The sequence below is a fragment of the Actinoplanes sp. NPDC049316 genome (assembly GCF_040677315.1).
Taxonomy (GTDB): domain Bacteria; phylum Actinomycetota; class Actinomycetes; order Mycobacteriales; family Micromonosporaceae; genus Actinoplanes.
In genome coordinates this window covers 272,430-289,132 of sequence record NZ_JBFAQM010000007.1, presented here as the reverse complement: position 1 = coordinate 289,132, position 16,703 = coordinate 272,430, and the positions used below count along the sequence as shown (strand labels likewise).

The window sequence follows — 16,703 nt, the reverse complement described above, 5'->3', positions numbered from 1 at the left end:
ACCTGCGGTGCGAGGCGGCCCGGGTCACCCGGACGGGCTACCGCGATCGTGCGGGCGCCGCCGGTCAGAGCTCGAAGAGGCCGCGCATGGCCTCGGTGACCCGGGCCATGCTGGCGCCCGTCGCCATGCCGATGCGTTCCGCGCCGACGGCGGCGGGCAGCCGGCGCATCCGGTTGATCACCACGACGCCGGTGATCGGATCCTGCTCGGTGAGGGCCACCGCGTACGGCGGCAGCTCGGTCACGCCGCGCTGGCGCACGATGGGTGCGCAGAACGGGGACGCGTTCGACCGCTCGTTGTAGCTGTCGGCCGAGAGCACGAGGACCCGGTAGCGCAGGTCGGTGCGGCTGCCGATGGTCCAGATCTCGCCGCGCTTCACGCGCCGAGCGTACCGTCGGCCGGATCTTCCCGGGCGCGCGCGTCCGGCGCGCCGCGTCCCGCAGGGTGAACCTGGTTCGCGACCGGTCGAACCCCCGGCGTTGCCGATCCGTAACAATGGCCGTGACGGCTTGCGACGGACGGGATGCACCCCGCCCCTCTCGCGTGGAGGAAGGACGTTCATGACGCAGAAGGCTCAGATCGGCGTGACCGGTTTGGCGGTGATGGGGCGCAACCTCGCCCGTAACTTCGCCCGCCACGGGCACACGGTCGCGGTGCACAACCGCAGTTACGGCCGGACGAAGGAGCTCGTCGAGGAGTTCGGGCACGAGGGCACGTTCATCCCGTCGGAGAGCGCCGAGGACTTCGTGGCGAGCCTCGAACGGCCCCGCCGCGTGGTGATCATGGTCAAGGCCGGCAAGGCCACCGACGCGGTCATCGACGAGTTCGCCCCGCTGCTCGAGCCGGGCGACATGCTCATCGACGCCGGCAACGCGCACTTCGCCGACACCCGGCGGCGCGAGGCGGCCCTCAAGGAGATGGGCCTGCACTTCGTCGGCACCGGCGTGTCCGGCGGCGAGGAGGGCGCCCTGCACGGCCCGAGCATCATGCCCGGCGGCTCGCCAGAGTCGTACGAGTCGCTCGGCCCGCTGCTGGAGGACATCTCGGCGAAGGTGGACGGGGAGCCGTGCTGCGTGCACGTCGGCCCGGACGGCGCCGGACACTTCGTCAAGATGGTGCACAACGGCATCGAGTACGCCGACATGCAGCTGATCGCCGAGGCGTACGACCTGCTCCGGCAGGCCGGGGGCCACTCGCCGGCCGAGATCGCGGAGATCTTCAAGGGCTGGAACGAGGGACGGCTCGGCTCGTACCTCATCGAGATCACCGCCGAGGTGCTCAAGCAGGTCGACGCGGAGAGCGGCAAGCCGTTCGTCGACGTGGTGGTGGACCGCGCGGAGCAGAAGGGCACCGGCCGCTGGACCGTGCAGTCGGCGCTCGACCTCGGCGTCCCGGTCAGCGGCATCGCCGAGGCGGTGTTCGCCCGGGCCCTGTCCGGCGGCGCGGACGTGCGCGCGGCCGCCGCGGGCAAGCTGCCCGGCCCGTCGGCCGCCGCCGGTGCGGGCGGCGCGGACCTGCAGGCCGACGTCGAGCAGGCGCTGTTCGCCTCCAAGATCGTGGCGTACGCGCAGGGCTTCCAGCAGATCCAGGCGGCCAGCGCCGAGTACGGCTGGAGCATCGACCCGGGCGCGATGGCGAAGATCTGGCGGGCCGGCTGCATCATCCGGGCCAAGTTCCTCGACTACATCAAGCAGGCGTACGACAAGGACGCGAACCTGCAGACCCTGCTCGTCGACGACTACTTCCTCGAGGCCGTCAGCGGCGCGCAGGACGCGTGGCGGCGGGTCGTCGCGCTCGCCGCGGCCCAGGGCATCCCGGCGCCGGGCTTCGCGTCCGCGCTCGCGTACTACGACGGGCTGCGCGCCGAACGCCTCCCGGCCGCCCTGATCCAGGGCCAGCGCGACTTCTTCGGCGCGCACACGTACCAGCGGGTCGACAAGGAGGGCTCGTTCCACACGATGTGGGGCGCCGAGCGCAACGAGGTGTCGGCCTAGACCGGAACGGCGGTGGCGGTCCGGACCATCAGGGCCGCCATCTCCGCCGGCGGGAGCGGCTTGGCCATGTAGTAGCCCTGGCCGAGCCGGTAACCCATCTGCCGCAGCCGGTCCAGCTGCGCGGCGGTCTCTATCCCCTCGGCCACGGCGTACAGGTCGAGGTACTCGGCGAGCTGCGCAACGGCCGCGGCGACCGCCAGCCGGCCGCGGTCCTCGCCGTCGCAGATGCCGTCGACGAAGGACTTGTCCAGCTTCAGCACGTCCACCGGGAACGCCCGCAGCAGGCTGAGGCTGGACTGGCCGGTGCCGAAGTCGTCGAGGGCCAGGCGTACGCCCAGCTCGTGCAGCGCCTCGAGGGTGTCGCGCACCTGCCGGCCGTCGACCACGGAGGACTCGGTCACCTCCAGCACCAGGTTCGCCGGGACCAGACCGGTGTCGCTGAGCACGGCCGCGACCTCGTTGACGAAGCCGGACTCGCGCAGCTGGCGGGCCGCCACGTTGACGTTGACGGAACGGATGGCGGCGGGGCCGTACTCGGCGTGCCAGCGGGCGAGCTGCTCGCACGCCTCGCGCAGCACCCATGAGCCGAGCGGCACGATCAGGCCGGAGCGCTCGGCCACCGGGATGAAGTCGCCCGGCGACACGTTGCCGCGCACCGGGTGCCGCCAGCGCACCAGCGCCTCCGCCCCGGACATGCGGCCGGTCGTGATGTCGAAGACCGGCTGGTACATCAGGTACAGCTCGTGCCGGATGATCGCGTTGTGCAGCTCGCTGCCGAGGCGGGCGTGGTTGACGACCTCGTTGCGCATCCGCGGCTCGAACCGCGCCCAGGACGCCTTGCCGGCGGCCTTGGCGGCGTACATGGCGATGTCGGCGTTGCGCAGCATCTCGTCGGCGCTGTCGCCGGGGCCGGCCAGGGCGACGCCGATGCTGGCGTGGGCGAGCAGCTGGTGCTCGCCGACGCGGAACGGCACCGCGAGCGCGGCCAGGATGCGCGCGGCGGCGGCCTCGGCCTGCACCGGCTGGTCGGTGTCCAGCAGGACCGCGAACTCGTCGCCGCCCAGGCGGGCCGGCAGGTGGGTGACCGCGCTGTGGTGCCGCAGCCGCTGCGCCACCTCGTAGAGCAGCTGGTCGCCGACCGCGTGCCCCATCGTGTCGTTGACCATCTTGAAGTCGTCGATGTCCACGAGCAGGACGCTGGCCGCGCGGTGGGCGTCCAGGCGCTCGCCGAGGACGGTGCCGAACCGGGCCCGGTTGGCCAGCCCGGTCAGCGGGTCGTGCATCGCCAGCCGCTCCAGCTCGGCCTGCTGGCGGCGGATCCCGCCGAGCATCCGTTCGTTGGCGCGCAGGCCCAGCAGCTGCCGGGCGACCACGAACGCGGCGATGAGCACCGCGCCGACGATGACGACGCGCTGGTGCGAGTCGAGCTGGCGGGCCGACACGGTGATCACCAGCGCCGCGGTCGCGATCACCGAGAGCAGCGGAAGGGCGTTGTAGACGCTGCGGCGCGCGGGCGCCTTCGCCGCCGCGGCCGGCCGGCTCAGGACCAGCTGCTGACGGTACGCGGCCAGGCACATCGCCAGCCCGACCAGCGGTACGGCGAGCACCGACAGCCACAGTCGCGCGGTGGCACCGCCCGCGATCAGCAGCACCGAGGCCACCACGCCGGTCAGCGGCGCCATCGCGAGCATCCGCAGCGACATGGAGTCCACGGCGCTGGCCGGGCTCATCGCCGCGCGCCCGATGACGACGAGCGCGATCAACCCGCCGACGCCCACCACCGCGGCCCCCTGCAGCGTGGCCGGCGAGGTGGCGTCGTCGGCGAGCTGGAAGACGACGTACCAGAAGATCAGGGCGCCGGAGACGGCCACGGTGGCGCCGTCGAGGACGAGTTGCGTCCACCGCAGCGCCGACCGGCGTTCGCGGGGCAGCTGGATGAAGCCGATCATCGCCATGGCCACGCCGAGCAGGATCAGCGCGGCCACGTACGGCGAGATGCCGGGCTGGTTGTTGGCGAGCCCGAAGCTGACGGCGGCGCCGAGGCCCAGGCAGATGGCCGCGTTGGCGAACCACCGCCAGAAGGCTCGCACCGGGCGCGCCACCACGATCAGGCCCCCGATGCGGCGGCAGGCGAGGAACGCGCCGAGCATGGCGAGCGGGCCGCCGGCGTACCCGGGCCGGAGTGAGCTTCCCTCCTGCGCCAACAGCCACCCGAGCACCCCCAGCACGGCGAGCACCGCCGCGGCGAGCGGAAGCGGGCCCGGGCGGGCCTGCTTCTGTGCTCGCCGGCGGCCGACCCGCGTGGCTGGTGCGGTCATGGTGGCGTGGTCCTTGCCCGAGATATCTGTACGGTCCTGGCGGAATTCCAGTCGGCGCGGGCGGGTCGAAGCTGAGAATTACCGAGATCGCCTGCGCGCGGCTCCAACCTGCGATAGAGGCTCCGGCCGACCTCCGGGCGGATGTGCGGGGATGCGCGCGCCCCCTAGGGTCTGGGGCGTCATGGAACGCACACCGGTCTGGCTGCTGCCCGCCGCGCTCGCCGTCCTGCAGCTGGCGGCGTGGCCCGGCGCGCCGTACGCGACCGGCGAGCACGTGACCGCGACGGCGGCCGCCACGGCGGTGGCGGTGACCGTGACCGTGGCGGTGGCGCTGTTGTGGCGGCGTACCGCGCCGATCGCGGCGACCGGGGTGGTGGTCGCCGCGCTGACCGTCGCCGAGCTGGGGCTGCCGCCCGACGCGCTCACCGCGATCACCGTCGCCGACATCGTCATGCTGTACGGCGTCGCCGTACGCCGCCCGCAGCGCACCGCGCTGATCGCGGCCGCCGCGCTGATCGTCTGGCAGTCCGGGCTGGTCCTCAACGACGACGAGCTCGACGGCGACTATCCGGCCGCGCTCGCCGTCATGGTGGTGTTCTACGTGGCGGTGGTGGCGCTGGGACGCGCGCGGCACCGCTGGTACGCCGACCGCGCCGACGCGGCCACCCGGCTCGCCGAGGCCGAGGAACGCCGGGCGCGGGCCGCCGACACCGAACGTCACCGGCTCGCCCGGGAGCTGCACGACGTCACCGCCCACCACCTGACCTCGATCGTGGTCATCGCCTCGGCCGCGCAGCGGGTCGGCGCCGCCCGGCCGGAGCTCGTCGCCGAGGCCCGGGACTTCGCGGCCCGCACCGGACGGGAGACGCTGACCGCACTGCAGCGGCTGGTGGCCCTGCTGCAGCAGCCCGGCTCCCCCGCGCCCGGCGGCGAACGCCTAACCGAGCTGGCGGACGGGTTCCGGCGCCTCGGGCAGCGCGTCACGGTGGAGGGCGCCGAGCCGATGGGACCGGCCGTGGCGGAGGCGGCGTACGGCATCGCCCGCGAAGCCCTCACCAACACGCTGCGGTACGCGCCCGGCGCGTCGGTGACCGTCCGGGTCACCGGCACGCCCGACGGGGTACGGCTGACCGTCGCCGACGACGGCCCGGCCGGCGCCGCGGCGGACGGGTCCGCCGCGCGCCTCGGCTCCGGTCGCGGGATCGCCGGGATGCGGGAGCGCGCGGCGGCCCTCGGCGGCACGCTGGAGGCGGGTCTGCGGCCCGGGGGCGGTTGGCAGGTGAGCGCGGTGCTGCCCGCCGGCGCGGCACCCGTCGCGAGCGGCCGTCGGCCGGGCACCGACACGATCATCGACGCCGCCGTGCTCATGCTGGCCCTCGGCGTCCCCGCCGCCGGCCTGCTCGTCGCGCTGGAGGACCACCTGCCGGCCGGTACGGCGTCCCTGGCGGCCCTGACGCTGATCGGGCACACCCTGCCCCTGGCCTGGCGCCGCGCCCGGCCCTGGACCGTGCTGGCCGCCGTGCTCGCCACCGGCTGGGTGTGGCCGCTGCTGATCGCCGCCGGGCTGCTGGCCATCACCCACGGCTGGCTCGCCGTCACCGGCACCGGCGTGGAGGTGCTGGCGGTGCACGCGGTCGCCCGTTACGGCCGCCGGCCGGCGCTGACCTGGCTGTCGATGCCGGCGGTGCTGGGCTGCGTGGTCGCCGCGGTCAGCGTGATGCTGGTGCTGGACCCGCCGGACGGCACCGCGGCGTCCGTACCGGCGACAGTGCTGATCACGGCGATCGTCGGCGGCATCCCCCTGTCGTTCCCGGTGTTCGGGGCGTGGCTCGCCGGGTTCCTGACCCGGCGACGGCGCGAGCGCGTACGGGCCCGCGAGGACCACGCGGTCGCGGCCGCCACGGCCTGGGCGCTCGCCGAGGCCGGCGCGGAACGGGCCCGGGTGGCGGCCGGGCTGCGGGAGGCGGTGCTGCGCGACACCGCCCGGGTGCCCGAGGCGGCGGACCGCGGGGACCTCGAGGCGGTCGTCAGCGCGGCGCGGACCGCGCTGGACGGCATGCGCGGCCTGCTCAAGGACCTGCGTGACGCCCCGCCCGGCGACAGCGCCGGGCAGGCCCGCGCGCCGCAGCCCACGCTGGCCGCGCTGCCGGCGCTCGTGGACCGGTGGCGGGCCGGCGGCCGTACGGTCGACCTGGACGTCACCGGTCACGGGCGCCGGCTCAGCACCGACCTGGACGTCTCGGCGTACCGGATCGTGGAGCTGCTCCTGGCCGGCGACACCGGCCCGGTCCGGGTCCGGGTGGATCTCTCGGGTGACCCGGTGCGCCTCGTGGTGAGCCCGATGCCGGAGGATCCCGGTGGCGAGGTGACCGCGGGGCTGCGGGCCCGGCTCGCCGCGGTCGGTGGGAGCCTGGCGGCCGCCGCGGACGGGACCACCGAGATCCGGCTGCCCGCGCCGGACCCGGCGCACGACGGTCCGGCGCACGACGGTCCGGCGCCCGCGCGGCGCCGCGACGAGGACGAGGAGGTGGCGTCATCGCCACGCGCGTGATGGTCGTCGACGACCAGCTGATGGTCCGGGCCGGCATCGCCGCGATCGTCGACGCGGAGGCCGACCTGGCCGTCGTCGGCGAGGCCGCGGACGGCGCGGCCGCGCTGGAGGCCGCCGCCCGGCTGCGCCCCGACGTGGTGCTGATGGACATCCGCATGCCGGGCATGGACGGGCTGACCGCGACCGCGCGGCTGACCGCCGGGCCGCAGCCGCCGCGGGTGCTCGTGCTCACCACGTTCCACCAGGACGCGTACGTGTTCGAGGCGCTGCGCGCGGGCGCCTCCGGCTTCGTGCTCAAGGACACCGAGCCGGCCGACCTGCTCGCCGCGATCCGGGTGGTCGCCGGCGGCGAGGCCATGCTCAGCCCCGCGGTCACCCGGCGGCTCATCGACGCGTTCGCCGGCGGCGGGATCACCGCGACCGTGCCCGACGACGCCCGCCTCGCCGGGCTCACCCCGCGCGAGCGCGAGGTGCTGGTCAGCATCGCGCGGGGCCTGTCCAACGCCGAGATCGGCGCGGCCCTGGGCATCACGACGGGCACGGTGAAGGCGCACGTCAACGCGCTGCTGGCGAAGCTGGGCGTGCGGGACCGGGTGCAGGCGACGATCGCCGCCTACGACCTCGGTCTGGTCCGTCCCGGCGCTACCCCTTGAGGGCCGCCGACACCACCGCGCGTGCCTCCTCCTGGATGCGGGCCAGCGACTCCGGGCCCTTGAACGACTCGGCGTAGATCTTGTAGACGTCCTCCGTGCCCGAGGGCCGCGCGGCGAACCAGCCCGACTCGGTGGCCACCTTGAGCCCGCCGATCGGCGCGGAGTTGCCCGGCGCCGTGGTCAGCACCGCCGTGATCGGCTCGCCGTCCAGCTCCTTGGCGCTGACCTGCGACGGCGAGAGCTTGGCCAGGACGGCCTTCTCGTCGCGGGTCGCGGGGGCGTCGATGCGGGCGTACGCGGGCGCGCCGAACTTCGCCGTCAGGTCGGTGTAGTGCTCGCTCGGGGTCCGGCCGGTGGTCGCGAGGATCTCGGAGGCGAGCAGGTCGAGCAGGATGCCGTCCTTGTCGGTGCTCCACGTGCTGCCGTCGCGGCGCAGGAACGACGCCCCGGCGCTCTCCTCGCCGCCGAAGCCGACCGAGCCGTCGAGCAGCCCCGGCACGAACCACTTGAAGCCCACGGGCACCTCGACGAGCTTGCGGCCCAGGTCCGCGGCGACCCGGTCGATCATCGACGAGGAGACGAGGGTCTTGCCGATGGCCGCCTGAGCGGGCCAGTCCGCGCGCACCCGGAACAGGTACGAGATCGCCACGGTCAGGTAGTGGTTGGGGTTCATCAGCCCGGCGTCGGGCGTGACGATGCCGTGCCGGTCGGCGTCGGCGTCGTTGCCGGTGGCCAGCTGGAAGCGGTCCTTCTGCTCGATCAGCGAGGCCATCGCGTACGGCGACGAGCAGTCCATCCGGATCTTGCCGTCCCAGTCCAGCGTCATGAATTTGAACGTCGGGTCCACGTCCGGGTTCACCACGGTCAGGTCGAGCCCGTACCGCTCGCCGATCTCGCCCCAGTACGCCACGGAGGCGCCGCCCAGCGGGTCCGCGCCGATCCGCACGCCGGCCGACCGGATCGCCTCCATGTCGATGACCGAGGACAGATCGTCCACGTACGCGGACAGGTAGTCGTAGCCGGAGACCAGCTCGGACGCGCGGGCGCGGGCGGCGCCGACGCGGCGTACCTCCTTGAGCCCGCCCGCGATGAGCGCGTTGGCCCGGTCCTGGATCCACTTGGTGGCGTCGGTGTCGGCCGGCCCGCCGTTCGGCGGGTTGTACTTGAAGCCGCCGTCGTCCGGCGGGTTGTGCGACGGGGTGACGACGACGCCGTCGGCGAGCCCGCTCGAGCGCCCCCGGTTGTACGTGAGGATGGCGTGCGACAGCGCGGGCGTCGGCGTGTAGCCGTCGCGGCTGTCGATCAGCACCTTCACGTCGTTGGCGGCGAGGACCTCCAGGGCCGACACCATGGCCGGCTCGGAGAGCGCGTGCGTGTCCCGTCCCAGGAAGAGCGGCCCGTCGGTGCCCTGCGCCCTGCGGTACTCGACGATGGCCTGGCTGGTGGCCAGGATGTGGTCCTCGTTGAACGCCGTCTTCAGGCTGGAGCCGCGGTGACCGGACGTGCCGAACGCGACGCGCTGCTCGGCCGCCTCCGGGTCGGGGTGGCCGGTGTAGTAGCTCAGGACCACCCGGGGCACGTCGATGGTGTCGCGGGAATCGGCGGGCGTGCCGGCGCGGGGATGCACGGACATCGAGGGGCCTCCTTGAGGGCGTGGACCTGCCCGGGATCGTATCGTCGTGGCGTACCCGCCGGGCGGGCTCGGTAAGCCGCCGCGCGGGGATTGAACCTTTCCCGCGAAACATCCGAACTACCTGTCGTGACAGGGGTGTGTGCGGTCGGGGGGCCGCGGGTGGTTCGTGTGCTGGTCATGTTCGTGATCGGGCTCGCTGCCGTGCTCGTCCCGGCGGCTCCGGCCGCAGCGCACGCCGCGCTGCAGACCGCGAGCCCCGAGCCGGGCAGCGTGGTCGGCACCGCGCCGGAGGAGATCGTGATCCGCTTCAGCGAGGCGGTCACCCCGGTCGAGGGACGCACCCAGGTGCTCGCCCCGGACGGCAAACGGATCACCGGCTCGGTCACCGCGGACGGTCCCGCGCTGCGCATCCAGGTGCGCCGTGCGGGCCAGCCGCTGGGCACGTACCTGGTCAGCTATCGGATCATCTCCGCCGACAGCCACCCGGTGGGCGGCGCCATGACGTTCTCGGTCGGCGCGCCGTCCGCGCGGCCCGCCGAGGGCGACCCCACCGGCGTGCATCCGTCGGTCGCGGCGGTGCGTCCCGCGCTCACCTTCCTCGGGTACGCCGGCCTCACGCTCATCGCGGGCCCGGCGCTGCTGCTCGCGCTGCTGTGGCCCCGGCGGCTCTCCCGGCGCGGCCCGATCCTGCTGGTGCGTACGGGCCTGATCGGCACGGCCGCCGCGACGCTGGGCGCCCTGTGGACCCGCGCGCCGGACGTCAGCGGGGCGCCGATCTGGGACGTGTCGGTCACCGAGCTGGCCGACGTGCTGGCCGGCCCGTACGGCCTCACCCTGCTGGCGCGCCTGGCGGTGCTCGGCGCGGTCGCGGCGCTGCTGCCGCCGGTGCTGCACGGCCGGCACGCCCGCTGGCGGACGGCCACCCTGCTCGCGCTGGCCGCGGCCGGCCTGACGACCTGGCCCCTGACCGGGCACGCCGCCGACTCCCCGCTGCGTCCCGCGATCATCGCCGCGGACGTGGTGCACCTGGCCGCCATGGCGGTGTGGCTGGGCGGCCTCGTCGCGCTGAGCGTGTTCCTGCTGCGCCAGGCGCATCCGCGGGTGCTCGTCCGGATCCTGCCCGCCTGGTCGCGGTGGGCGGCGCTGGCGGTGGTCTGGCTGGCCGGCGCCGGCGTCGTGCAGGCCGTGGTGCAGGTCGGCTCGCCGGCCGCGCTGTGGGGCACCGGGTACGGCCGGATCCTGCTGGCCAAGGTCGCCCTCCTGGCCGCGGTGCTGGGCGCGGCCGCGCTCGCCCGGCGCTTCGTGCAACGCTCGCAGGTGGTGACGGCGGGACCGGGACGGCTGCGGCGCACGGTCGGCATCGAGGTCGCGGCGACGGTCGTGGTGCTCGGGCTCAGCGCCGTCCTGGTGCAGACCACGCCGGGACGCAACGTCACCGCCGAGCGGGCCGCGCCGGCGCAGAAGGGCGTGTCGCAGACCCTGACGTCCGGGCTGTTCACGCTGCAGTACTACGTCTATCCCGTCGAGCTGGGCGAGTACAACACGGTGCACGGGTTCACGTACACGCCCGAGGGCAAGCCGCTGGCCGCGCCGGAGTGGACGGTGACCGCCCGGCTGCAGGGGCAGGGCCTCGAACCGGTCTCCACGCCGATGTTGCCGCTGCCCCCGCGCAACGACGCCGTGGGCGCGCTGACGTTCCCGGTGCCCGGCACGTACGAGCTCACGTTCACCGTCCGCACCACCGAGATCGACCAGGCGACGGTCCGCACGACGATCACGGTTCCGCAGGTTCCGCAGCGACCCTGAGTGGGCAGAGAGAAGGCTCCGTCGATGACAGGAGGCTTCCCGTGCACGTGTCCGTCATCGGCAACACCGACTCGGTGGTCGTGACCGTCCGCGGCAACCTCGACATGGACGCCACCCCGGCGCTCGGCACCACGCTCGACCAGGTGCTGGACCGCCCGCACCCGCGGATCGTCGTCGACCTCTCCGGAGTGGAGTTCTGTGACTCGACCGGGCTCAGCGCGTTCGTGGTGGGACACAAGCGGGCCACCGCCGCCGGCGGCTGGGTCCGGCTCGCCGCGCCCAGCGCCTGGCTGCACGGCCTGCTGCAGACGGTGGGCCTGACACCCGCGCTCGGCGTCTACCCGAGCGTCGCCGACGCCCTGTCCGACCCGGGCTTGTAACCTCGCGGCGTGCTGATTCTGCTGCCGCCGTCCGAGGGCAAGACCGCACCGGCCGCCGGCGACCCGGCCGACCCCGGCGCGCTCTGGCTGCCGAAGCTCGCCCCGGCGCGCAAGCGGGTGCTGGGCCGGCTGGCCGCGATGAGCCGGCGCACGAGCGCCCGGGCGGTCGCGGAGTCGCTGGCGACGCTGGGCCTGAGCGAGGGGCAGCGCGGCGAGCTCGAGCGCAACGCCGTGCTGGCCACCGCGCCCGCGGCGCCGGCCGCCGAGGTCTACACCGGCGTGCTGTACGAGGCGCTCGACGTGGCCACCCTCGCCCCGGACGCGCGCGCCTGGGTCGACGAGCGGGCCGTCGTCTTCTCCGGGCTGTGGGGCGTCGTACGGCTCACCGACCGCATCCCCGCGTACCGGTGCTCGGCCGGGGTCACGCTGCCCGGGATCGGCGGGCTGACGCCGTACTGGAAGACGGCCCTGACCCGGGCGATGCCGGACGACTCACCGGTGCTGGACCTGCGGTCGGGGGCCTACGCGGCGATGTGGGCGCCGGGGCCGCAGGCCGTGGCGCTGCGTGTGCTGCACGAGCGGATCGTGGACGGCGAGCCGCGCCGCTCGGTGGTGAGCCACTTCAACAAGGCCACCAAGGGCCGCCTCGTGCGCGCCCTGGCGACCGCGGGGGTGACGCCGGCGTCGGTGGACGACCTGCTCACCGCCCTGCGCGACCTCAAGTACGCGGTCGAGGAGCGGCCCGCCGCGGCGGGCCGCTCCCGTCAGGCGGACGTGATCGTCCGCGAGTTGTAGCCGCGGCCGCTACTGGGCGGCCAGGACGTCCACGACGAAGCGCAGGTCGCCGGCGGGACGGCCGCCGGTGGCGTTCTCGCCGTACGCCTGGGCCGCCGGGATGTCGAGCTGCACCCGGCTGCCGACCGGCACGCCGACCAGGCCCTTGTCCCAGCCCTCGATGAGCTGGCCGACGCCGACCGGGAACTGCGCGGGCTGGCCGCGGTCCCAGGAGGAGTCGAACTGCTTGCCGTCCTTGTACGTCACGCCCACGTAGTTGGCCTGGATGGTCTGCCCCGCGGTCAGCTTGGGGCCCTTGCCGGCGATGAGCTGCTTGACGACCAGCTTGGTGACCTTGCCCTTGCCCGCCTTGACCACCGGCTTCTCCTTCAGCGCGGGGTCGAGCGGGGTCTGGGCGGCCGGCTCGCTCGGCTCCGCGGCCGGGGCGCTGGGCTCGGCGGCCGGCGCGCTCGGCTCGGTCTGGGCGGGCTGCGAGGCCGCGGCGGCGGTGTTCTTCGGCTCGTCGTCGCCCGACACCTGGATGCCGATGAAGACCGCGACCAGCACGGCGATGACCGCGACACCCGCGAGCGCGCCCGTGAGCGCCTGGCCGCGGCGCTTGCCGGCGGTCTTGTCCTGGACACTCATCAGTTCTGACTTCTCCTACTCCGTTCGGATCGACCTCGGTTCGGATCGACCTCGCCCGCCGCATCGGACACGCGGGAAACTTCGGACACCGTACTCGTCGGCGCCCGCCGGCCCCGCGCGAACCTCCACCGAACCGCCGATCCACGTGATCAACAAAACGGATGGTTACTCAATTCGCTCTTCTCCGTCACTCACGCAAGGTGAGAACGTGGATCGCCCACAGCACGAACGCAGCGGCGAGCACCGCCGACATCGACTCACCACAGCACCATGACCAGGGACAACCCGCCCGGCCGCCACCGGCGGCGCGGCGCGTGCGCCCGCGAACGACCGGGGAGGGTCGGTTGCCGGACGACGACCGTACGACAGGTCGCCAGCCACAGCCCGGGGGGCGCCCGTCCGACCGGGGACCGCGCCGGCCCGCCCCGGCTGGCGGCCTGCGCCCCGGATACGGCTACCGCACGGCCGGCCGCCGCGGCGCGGCCGTGCCCCCGGAGCTGCTGGAGGGCCGCAGCCGCCGGCTCAGCGAGTTCCTGATGCCCGCCGCCGTCATCCTCGCCGGGGTGCTCGTGGTGATCGCCTTCGGCTTCATCGTCAGCCGCGCCGTCCGCGACGACGACAAGGCGGCCATCCCGCCGGTCCAGCCGCCGGCCCTGGGCGACGTGCCGCTCAACCCGCCCGACCAGCAGTTCCCGATCCCGCTCCCGAGCGCCTCCGACAGCCCGTCACCGACGGACTCGCCGTCGCCGACACCCGGCCGGAGCAGCTCCGCGCCGCCGCGCAAGTCGAGCCCCCCGCCGTTCCGCGGGTCGGTCTCCATCGCCCGTACCGGCATCCCGGGCACCGTCGACCTCACCGCCGAGGGCACCCGCGACTGGGTGCACTGGGGCGAGCAGAGCACGTTCTCCCTCGAACGCAAGGACGGCGGCGGTTTCGCGATCCTGGAGGGCCCGCCGACCGCGCCCCGGTTCCGGCACGGGTTCAGCCCGCAGCGTTTCGCCTGGCGGGGCGGCTCACCCGTCGACCACTCCGACGGCACGCCGACCGGCATCCGCACCTGCGGCAAGGGCAACGGTTTCACGATCTCCGCCCCGGCGGGCACGTCTTCGCGCACGCTGAAGCTGTACGTCGGCGCCCTCGCGGGCCGCGGCCGGCTCACCGCGAAGCTGTCCACCGGCGGACCGTCCGCGACGAGCAGCTTCGAGGAACGCGGCACCAACCTGGACACGGTCGCCTTCGTGGTGACGTACCGGGCGCCGAAGGACGCGAAGATCAACCTGAGCTGGGTCACCGAGGACTCGTTCAACTCCGACTGCGGCGGCGTCGCCCTGCAGGCGGCGACCCTGCGCTGAGGAGGGGGATCGTTGTTCGCCGGGTGGGGTTCATGGGTGGCCCGCTTCCGCTGGCTCGTGCTCACGGCCGCGGTCGTGGCCGTCACGGCCGCCGGGGTGTGGGGCATCGGGGTGTTCGGCCAGCTGTCCGAGGGCGGTTACACCGACCCGGGCAGCGAGTCCACCCGCGCAGCCGAGGTGGTCCGGCAGGAGCTGGGCGCGCAGGGCGGGGACGTCGTCGCCATCTACCGGCCGGCGCAGGGCACGGTCGACGACGCCGACCTCGGCCGTCGCATCCAGGCCCGGCTCGACGCGCTGCCGGAGTCGGCGGTCACCGCGGTCACCGGATACTGGCCCGGCAGGACCGCGCAGTACGCCGCCGAGGACAAGAAGAGCGCCGTAGCCGTGCTCACGCTCGCCGGGCAGGACGACGGCGAGAAGCTCGAGGCGTACCGGCAGATCGACGACAAGCTGGCCGTCGCCGGCGCCACCGTGCACCTGGCCGGCGCCTCGCCGCTCGGGGACGCCTCCGCCGGCCGCTCGACCAAGGACCTGGCCTTCGCCGAGGCCGTCTCGCTGCCGATCGTGCTGATCCTGCTGCTGTTCATCTTCGGCTCGCTGGTCGCCGCGTCGCTGCCCGTGCTGGTCGGCGGGTGCGCGGTGCTCGGCTCGCTGGCCGTGCTGCACGCCGTCGCGTACGGCCACGACGTCAACTCGTTCGCCGTCAACGTGGCCAGCCTGCTCGGGCTCGGCATGGCCATCGACTACGGGCTGTTCATGGTCGGGCGATTCCGGGAGGAGCAGAGCTTCGGGCGTACGCCCGCCGAGGCCGTCTCCCGGACGGTCGCGACCGCCGGACGCACCGTGGTCTTCTCCGCGACGCTGCTGATGACCGCGCTGGCCGGCCTGCTGCTGTTCCCCCAGGGCTTCCTCAAGTCGCTGGCCTACGGCGGCCTGGCCGCGGTCGGCCTGGCCGCGCTGCTGTCGCTCACCCTGCTGCCCGCGTTGCTGGCCGTGCTGGGTCACCGCGTCGACAAGCTTCCGGTACGCCTGCCGCAGCGCGCGAACCCGCGACCGGCCGGAGCGGGCTGGGCCGCCCTCGCCGACGTGGTGCTGCGCCGCCCGGTGCTCGTCGTGCTGCCGATCCTCGCGGGCCTGCTCGTGCTGGCCGCGCCGATCCGTGGCGTGCACTTCGGCGAGAACGACGAACGGGTCCTGCCCGCCGGCGACCCGGCCCGCCAGGCGGTCGAGATGCTCAAGGCCGACTTCCCCGCGTTCAGCAGCGCCGGCATCCAGGTCGTGCTGCGCGGCACGAAGGACGGGCCGCCCGGCGCGACGGAGGAGTTCGCGGCGGCGGTCGCGAAGGTGCCGGGCGTCGCGGCGGTCACCCCGGCCGGATCGGGTGGCACGGTCGTCACGTACACCGCCACGCTCGCCGGCAAGGACCCGTTCAGCGCGCAGGCCCGTACGGCCGTCGACGACATCCGCGCGCTGCGCCCGCCGGCCGGCACGGAACTGCTGGTCGGCGGCACCACGGCCCGCAACGTGGACAGCCTGGCGGCCACCGCCGACCGGCTGCCCCTGATGATCGGCCTGCTGGTCGGCGCCACGCTCCTGCTGATGTTCCTGGCCTTCGGCTCGGTGCTGCTGCCGGTCAAGGCGGTGGTGATGAGCGCGCTGAGCCTGAGCGCGACCTTCGGCATCCTGGTCTGGATCTTCCAGGACGGCCACGGCGCGGGCCTGCTGGACGTCACCCCGGCCCCGCTCGAGGCCGGCATCGTGGTGCTCATGGCGGCCGTCGTGTTCGGCCTCTCCACCGACTACGAGGTCTTCCTGCTGTCACGCATGGTGGAGGCCCGCACCCGCGGCGCCTCCACGGCCGAGGCGGTGACCACCGGGCTGGCCCGCACCGGCCGGGTGATCAGCGCGGCGGCGATCCTGCTCATCGTGGTCACGGGCGCCTTCGCCCTGTCCTCGGTGACCACGATGCGCTTCGTCGGCGTCGGCATGATCATCGCGCTGGTCCTCGACGCGACCGTCGTCCGCATGCTGCTGGTCCCCGCGGTCCTGCGCCTCATGGGCCCGGCGGCCTGGTGGGCTCCCGGTCCCCTGCGCCGCCTGCAGGAACGGGCCGGCCTCGCGGAGTACGAGGACGAGGAGCTCTTCCCCACCGTCTCGGTGGGGCGCCACGCCGCGCCCGAGCCTGCGGATCCCCGCCCCGTCGTCTGGGGCGCTTCCGTGCCCGTCACGTCTCCCCCGCCGGCCGACGTGGCTACCGCCGGATGGGGTCCCGCGGCCGGATTGCCGGTGGCCGGCTCGGCCCCCGGGCCGTCGCCGTCGCGCATCACGCTCGAGAACGTCCCCGCCGGGCCCCCGCCGTCACCGTGGCGGCCCGCCGGCGAGCAGCCCGCGCCGCCGGACCGCATCGCCGGACGCCCCCGTGACCTGGGCGACCTCGGCCGTACGGTGGACCTGGCCCGGCGTGCCGCGCCCGCACCGGAGGCCGAGACGACCGCCGTGATCGAGACCGACCGGACCGCCGACGGGTGAGCCGCGACCGGTGGCCGAACTGGGCTGCGGGCCGCGCGGAAAGTACAGTGCCCCGGAGTGACCAG

At 74.4% G+C, this 16,703-nt stretch carries 12 protein-coding genes; 8 read left to right on the top strand and 4 right to left on the bottom strand.

Going from position 1 to position 16,703, the window contains the following annotated elements; translation table 11 throughout:
- Positions 1–64: 64 nt before the first annotated feature.
- Positions 65–379 carry a type II toxin-antitoxin system PemK/MazF family toxin gene (locus AB0K03_RS14140; RefSeq protein ID WP_364684222.1) on the bottom strand — a complete coding sequence of 105 codons (315 nt, stop codon included), beginning with the start codon at positions 377–379 and terminating at the stop codon, positions 65–67.
- Between the two features lie 181 nt (positions 380–560).
- Between AB0K03_RS14140 and gndA the strand changes: the two genes are divergently transcribed.
- Positions 561–1,994, top strand: a complete 1,434-nt coding sequence (gene gndA / locus AB0K03_RS14135; protein ID WP_364684220.1) for an NADP-dependent phosphogluconate dehydrogenase — start codon at positions 561–563, stop codon at positions 1,992–1,994.
- Here the strand turns inward: gndA and AB0K03_RS14130 are convergent.
- The gene (locus tag AB0K03_RS14130; RefSeq protein ID WP_364684218.1) at positions 1,991–4,312 is read right to left on the bottom strand and encodes a bifunctional diguanylate cyclase/phosphodiesterase; all 2,322 of its coding nucleotides are present in this window, start codon (positions 4,310–4,312) and stop codon (positions 1,991–1,993) included. The genes gndA and AB0K03_RS14130 overlap by 4 nt on opposite strands.
- A 181-nt stretch (positions 4,313–4,493) precedes the next feature.
- On the opposite strand from AB0K03_RS14130, the gene AB0K03_RS14125 reads away from it, so the two are divergent.
- Together AB0K03_RS14125 and AB0K03_RS14120 are read left to right on the top strand one after the other, a co-directional pair.
- Positions 4,494–6,863, top strand: coding sequence for a histidine kinase (locus AB0K03_RS14125; protein WP_364684216.1), 2,370 nt, complete (start codon positions 4,494–4,496; stop codon positions 6,861–6,863).
- Entirely contained in the window at positions 6,863–7,516 is a 654-nt protein-coding gene (locus AB0K03_RS14120; RefSeq protein WP_364684336.1) for a response regulator transcription factor, read from the top strand. Before AB0K03_RS14125 ends, AB0K03_RS14120 begins: the two co-directional genes overlap by 1 nt.
- Here the strand turns inward: AB0K03_RS14120 and pgm are convergent.
- Complete coding sequence (gene pgm / locus AB0K03_RS14115) at positions 7,506–9,149, bottom strand: phosphoglucomutase (alpha-D-glucose-1,6-bisphosphate-dependent) (RefSeq protein ID WP_364684214.1); 1,644 nt, start codon at positions 9,147–9,149, stop codon at positions 7,506–7,508. The two genes, AB0K03_RS14120 and pgm, sit on opposite strands and share 11 nt — an antisense overlap.
- 159 nt (positions 9,150–9,308) lie before the next feature.
- Between pgm and AB0K03_RS14110 the strand changes: the two genes are divergently transcribed.
- Genes AB0K03_RS14110 through yaaA form a run of 3 tightly spaced genes read left to right on the top strand, consistent with a single transcriptional unit; the run spans position 9,309 to position 12,130 of the window.
- The gene (locus AB0K03_RS14110) at positions 9,309–10,955 is read left to right on the top strand and encodes a copper resistance protein CopC (protein ID WP_364684212.1); all 1,647 of its coding nucleotides are present in this window, start codon (positions 9,309–9,311) and stop codon (positions 10,953–10,955) included.
- 41 nt (positions 10,956–10,996) lie between these two features.
- On the top strand, positions 10,997–11,335 hold the full coding sequence (locus tag AB0K03_RS14105) for an STAS domain-containing protein (protein ID WP_364684210.1): 339 nt from the start codon (positions 10,997–10,999) through the stop codon (positions 11,333–11,335).
- Positions 11,336–11,344: 9 nt separating this feature from the next.
- A complete protein-coding gene (gene yaaA / locus AB0K03_RS14100; RefSeq protein WP_364684208.1) occupies positions 11,345–12,130 on the top strand; it encodes a peroxide stress protein YaaA in 786 nt (261 codons plus the stop codon).
- Positions 12,131–12,139: 9 nt separating this feature from the next.
- Here the strand turns inward: yaaA and AB0K03_RS14095 are convergent, their stop codons facing one another.
- Entirely contained in the window at positions 12,140–12,757 is a 618-nt protein-coding gene (locus tag AB0K03_RS14095; protein ID WP_364684206.1) for an FKBP-type peptidyl-prolyl cis-trans isomerase, read from the bottom strand.
- Positions 12,758–13,101: 344 nt separating this feature from the next.
- Between AB0K03_RS14095 and AB0K03_RS14090 the strand changes: the two genes are divergently transcribed.
- Positions 13,102–14,109 carry a hypothetical protein gene (locus AB0K03_RS14090; RefSeq protein ID WP_364684204.1) on the top strand — a complete coding sequence of 336 codons (1,008 nt, stop codon included), beginning with the start codon at positions 13,102–13,104 and terminating at the stop codon, positions 14,107–14,109.
- A gap of 36 nt (positions 14,110–14,145) precedes the next feature.
- On the top strand, positions 14,146–16,638 hold the full coding sequence (locus tag AB0K03_RS14085; RefSeq protein WP_364684202.1) for an MMPL family transporter: 2,493 nt from the start codon (positions 14,146–14,148) through the stop codon (positions 16,636–16,638).
- Positions 16,639–16,703 lie beyond the last annotated feature (65 nt).

Coding starts and splice junctions, on each gene's coding strand:
- AB0K03_RS14095 (WP_364684206.1), bottom strand. CDS start 12,757: ATGAGTGTCCAGGACAAGACCGCCGGCAAGCGCCGCGGCCAGGCGCTC.
- AB0K03_RS14130 (WP_364684218.1), bottom strand. CDS start 4,312: ATGACCGCACCAGCCACGCGGGTCGGCCGCCGGCGAGCACAGAAGCAG.
- pgm (WP_364684214.1), bottom strand. CDS start 9,149: ATGTCCGTGCATCCCCGCGCCGGCACGCCCGCCGATTCCCGCGACACC.
- gndA (WP_364684220.1), top strand. CDS start 561: ATGACGCAGAAGGCTCAGATCGGCGTGACCGGTTTGGCGGTGATGGGG.
- AB0K03_RS14125 (WP_364684216.1), top strand. CDS start 4,494: ATGGAACGCACACCGGTCTGGCTGCTGCCCGCCGCGCTCGCCGTCCTG.
- AB0K03_RS14120 (WP_364684336.1), top strand. CDS start 6,863: ATGGTCGTCGACGACCAGCTGATGGTCCGGGCCGGCATCGCCGCGATC.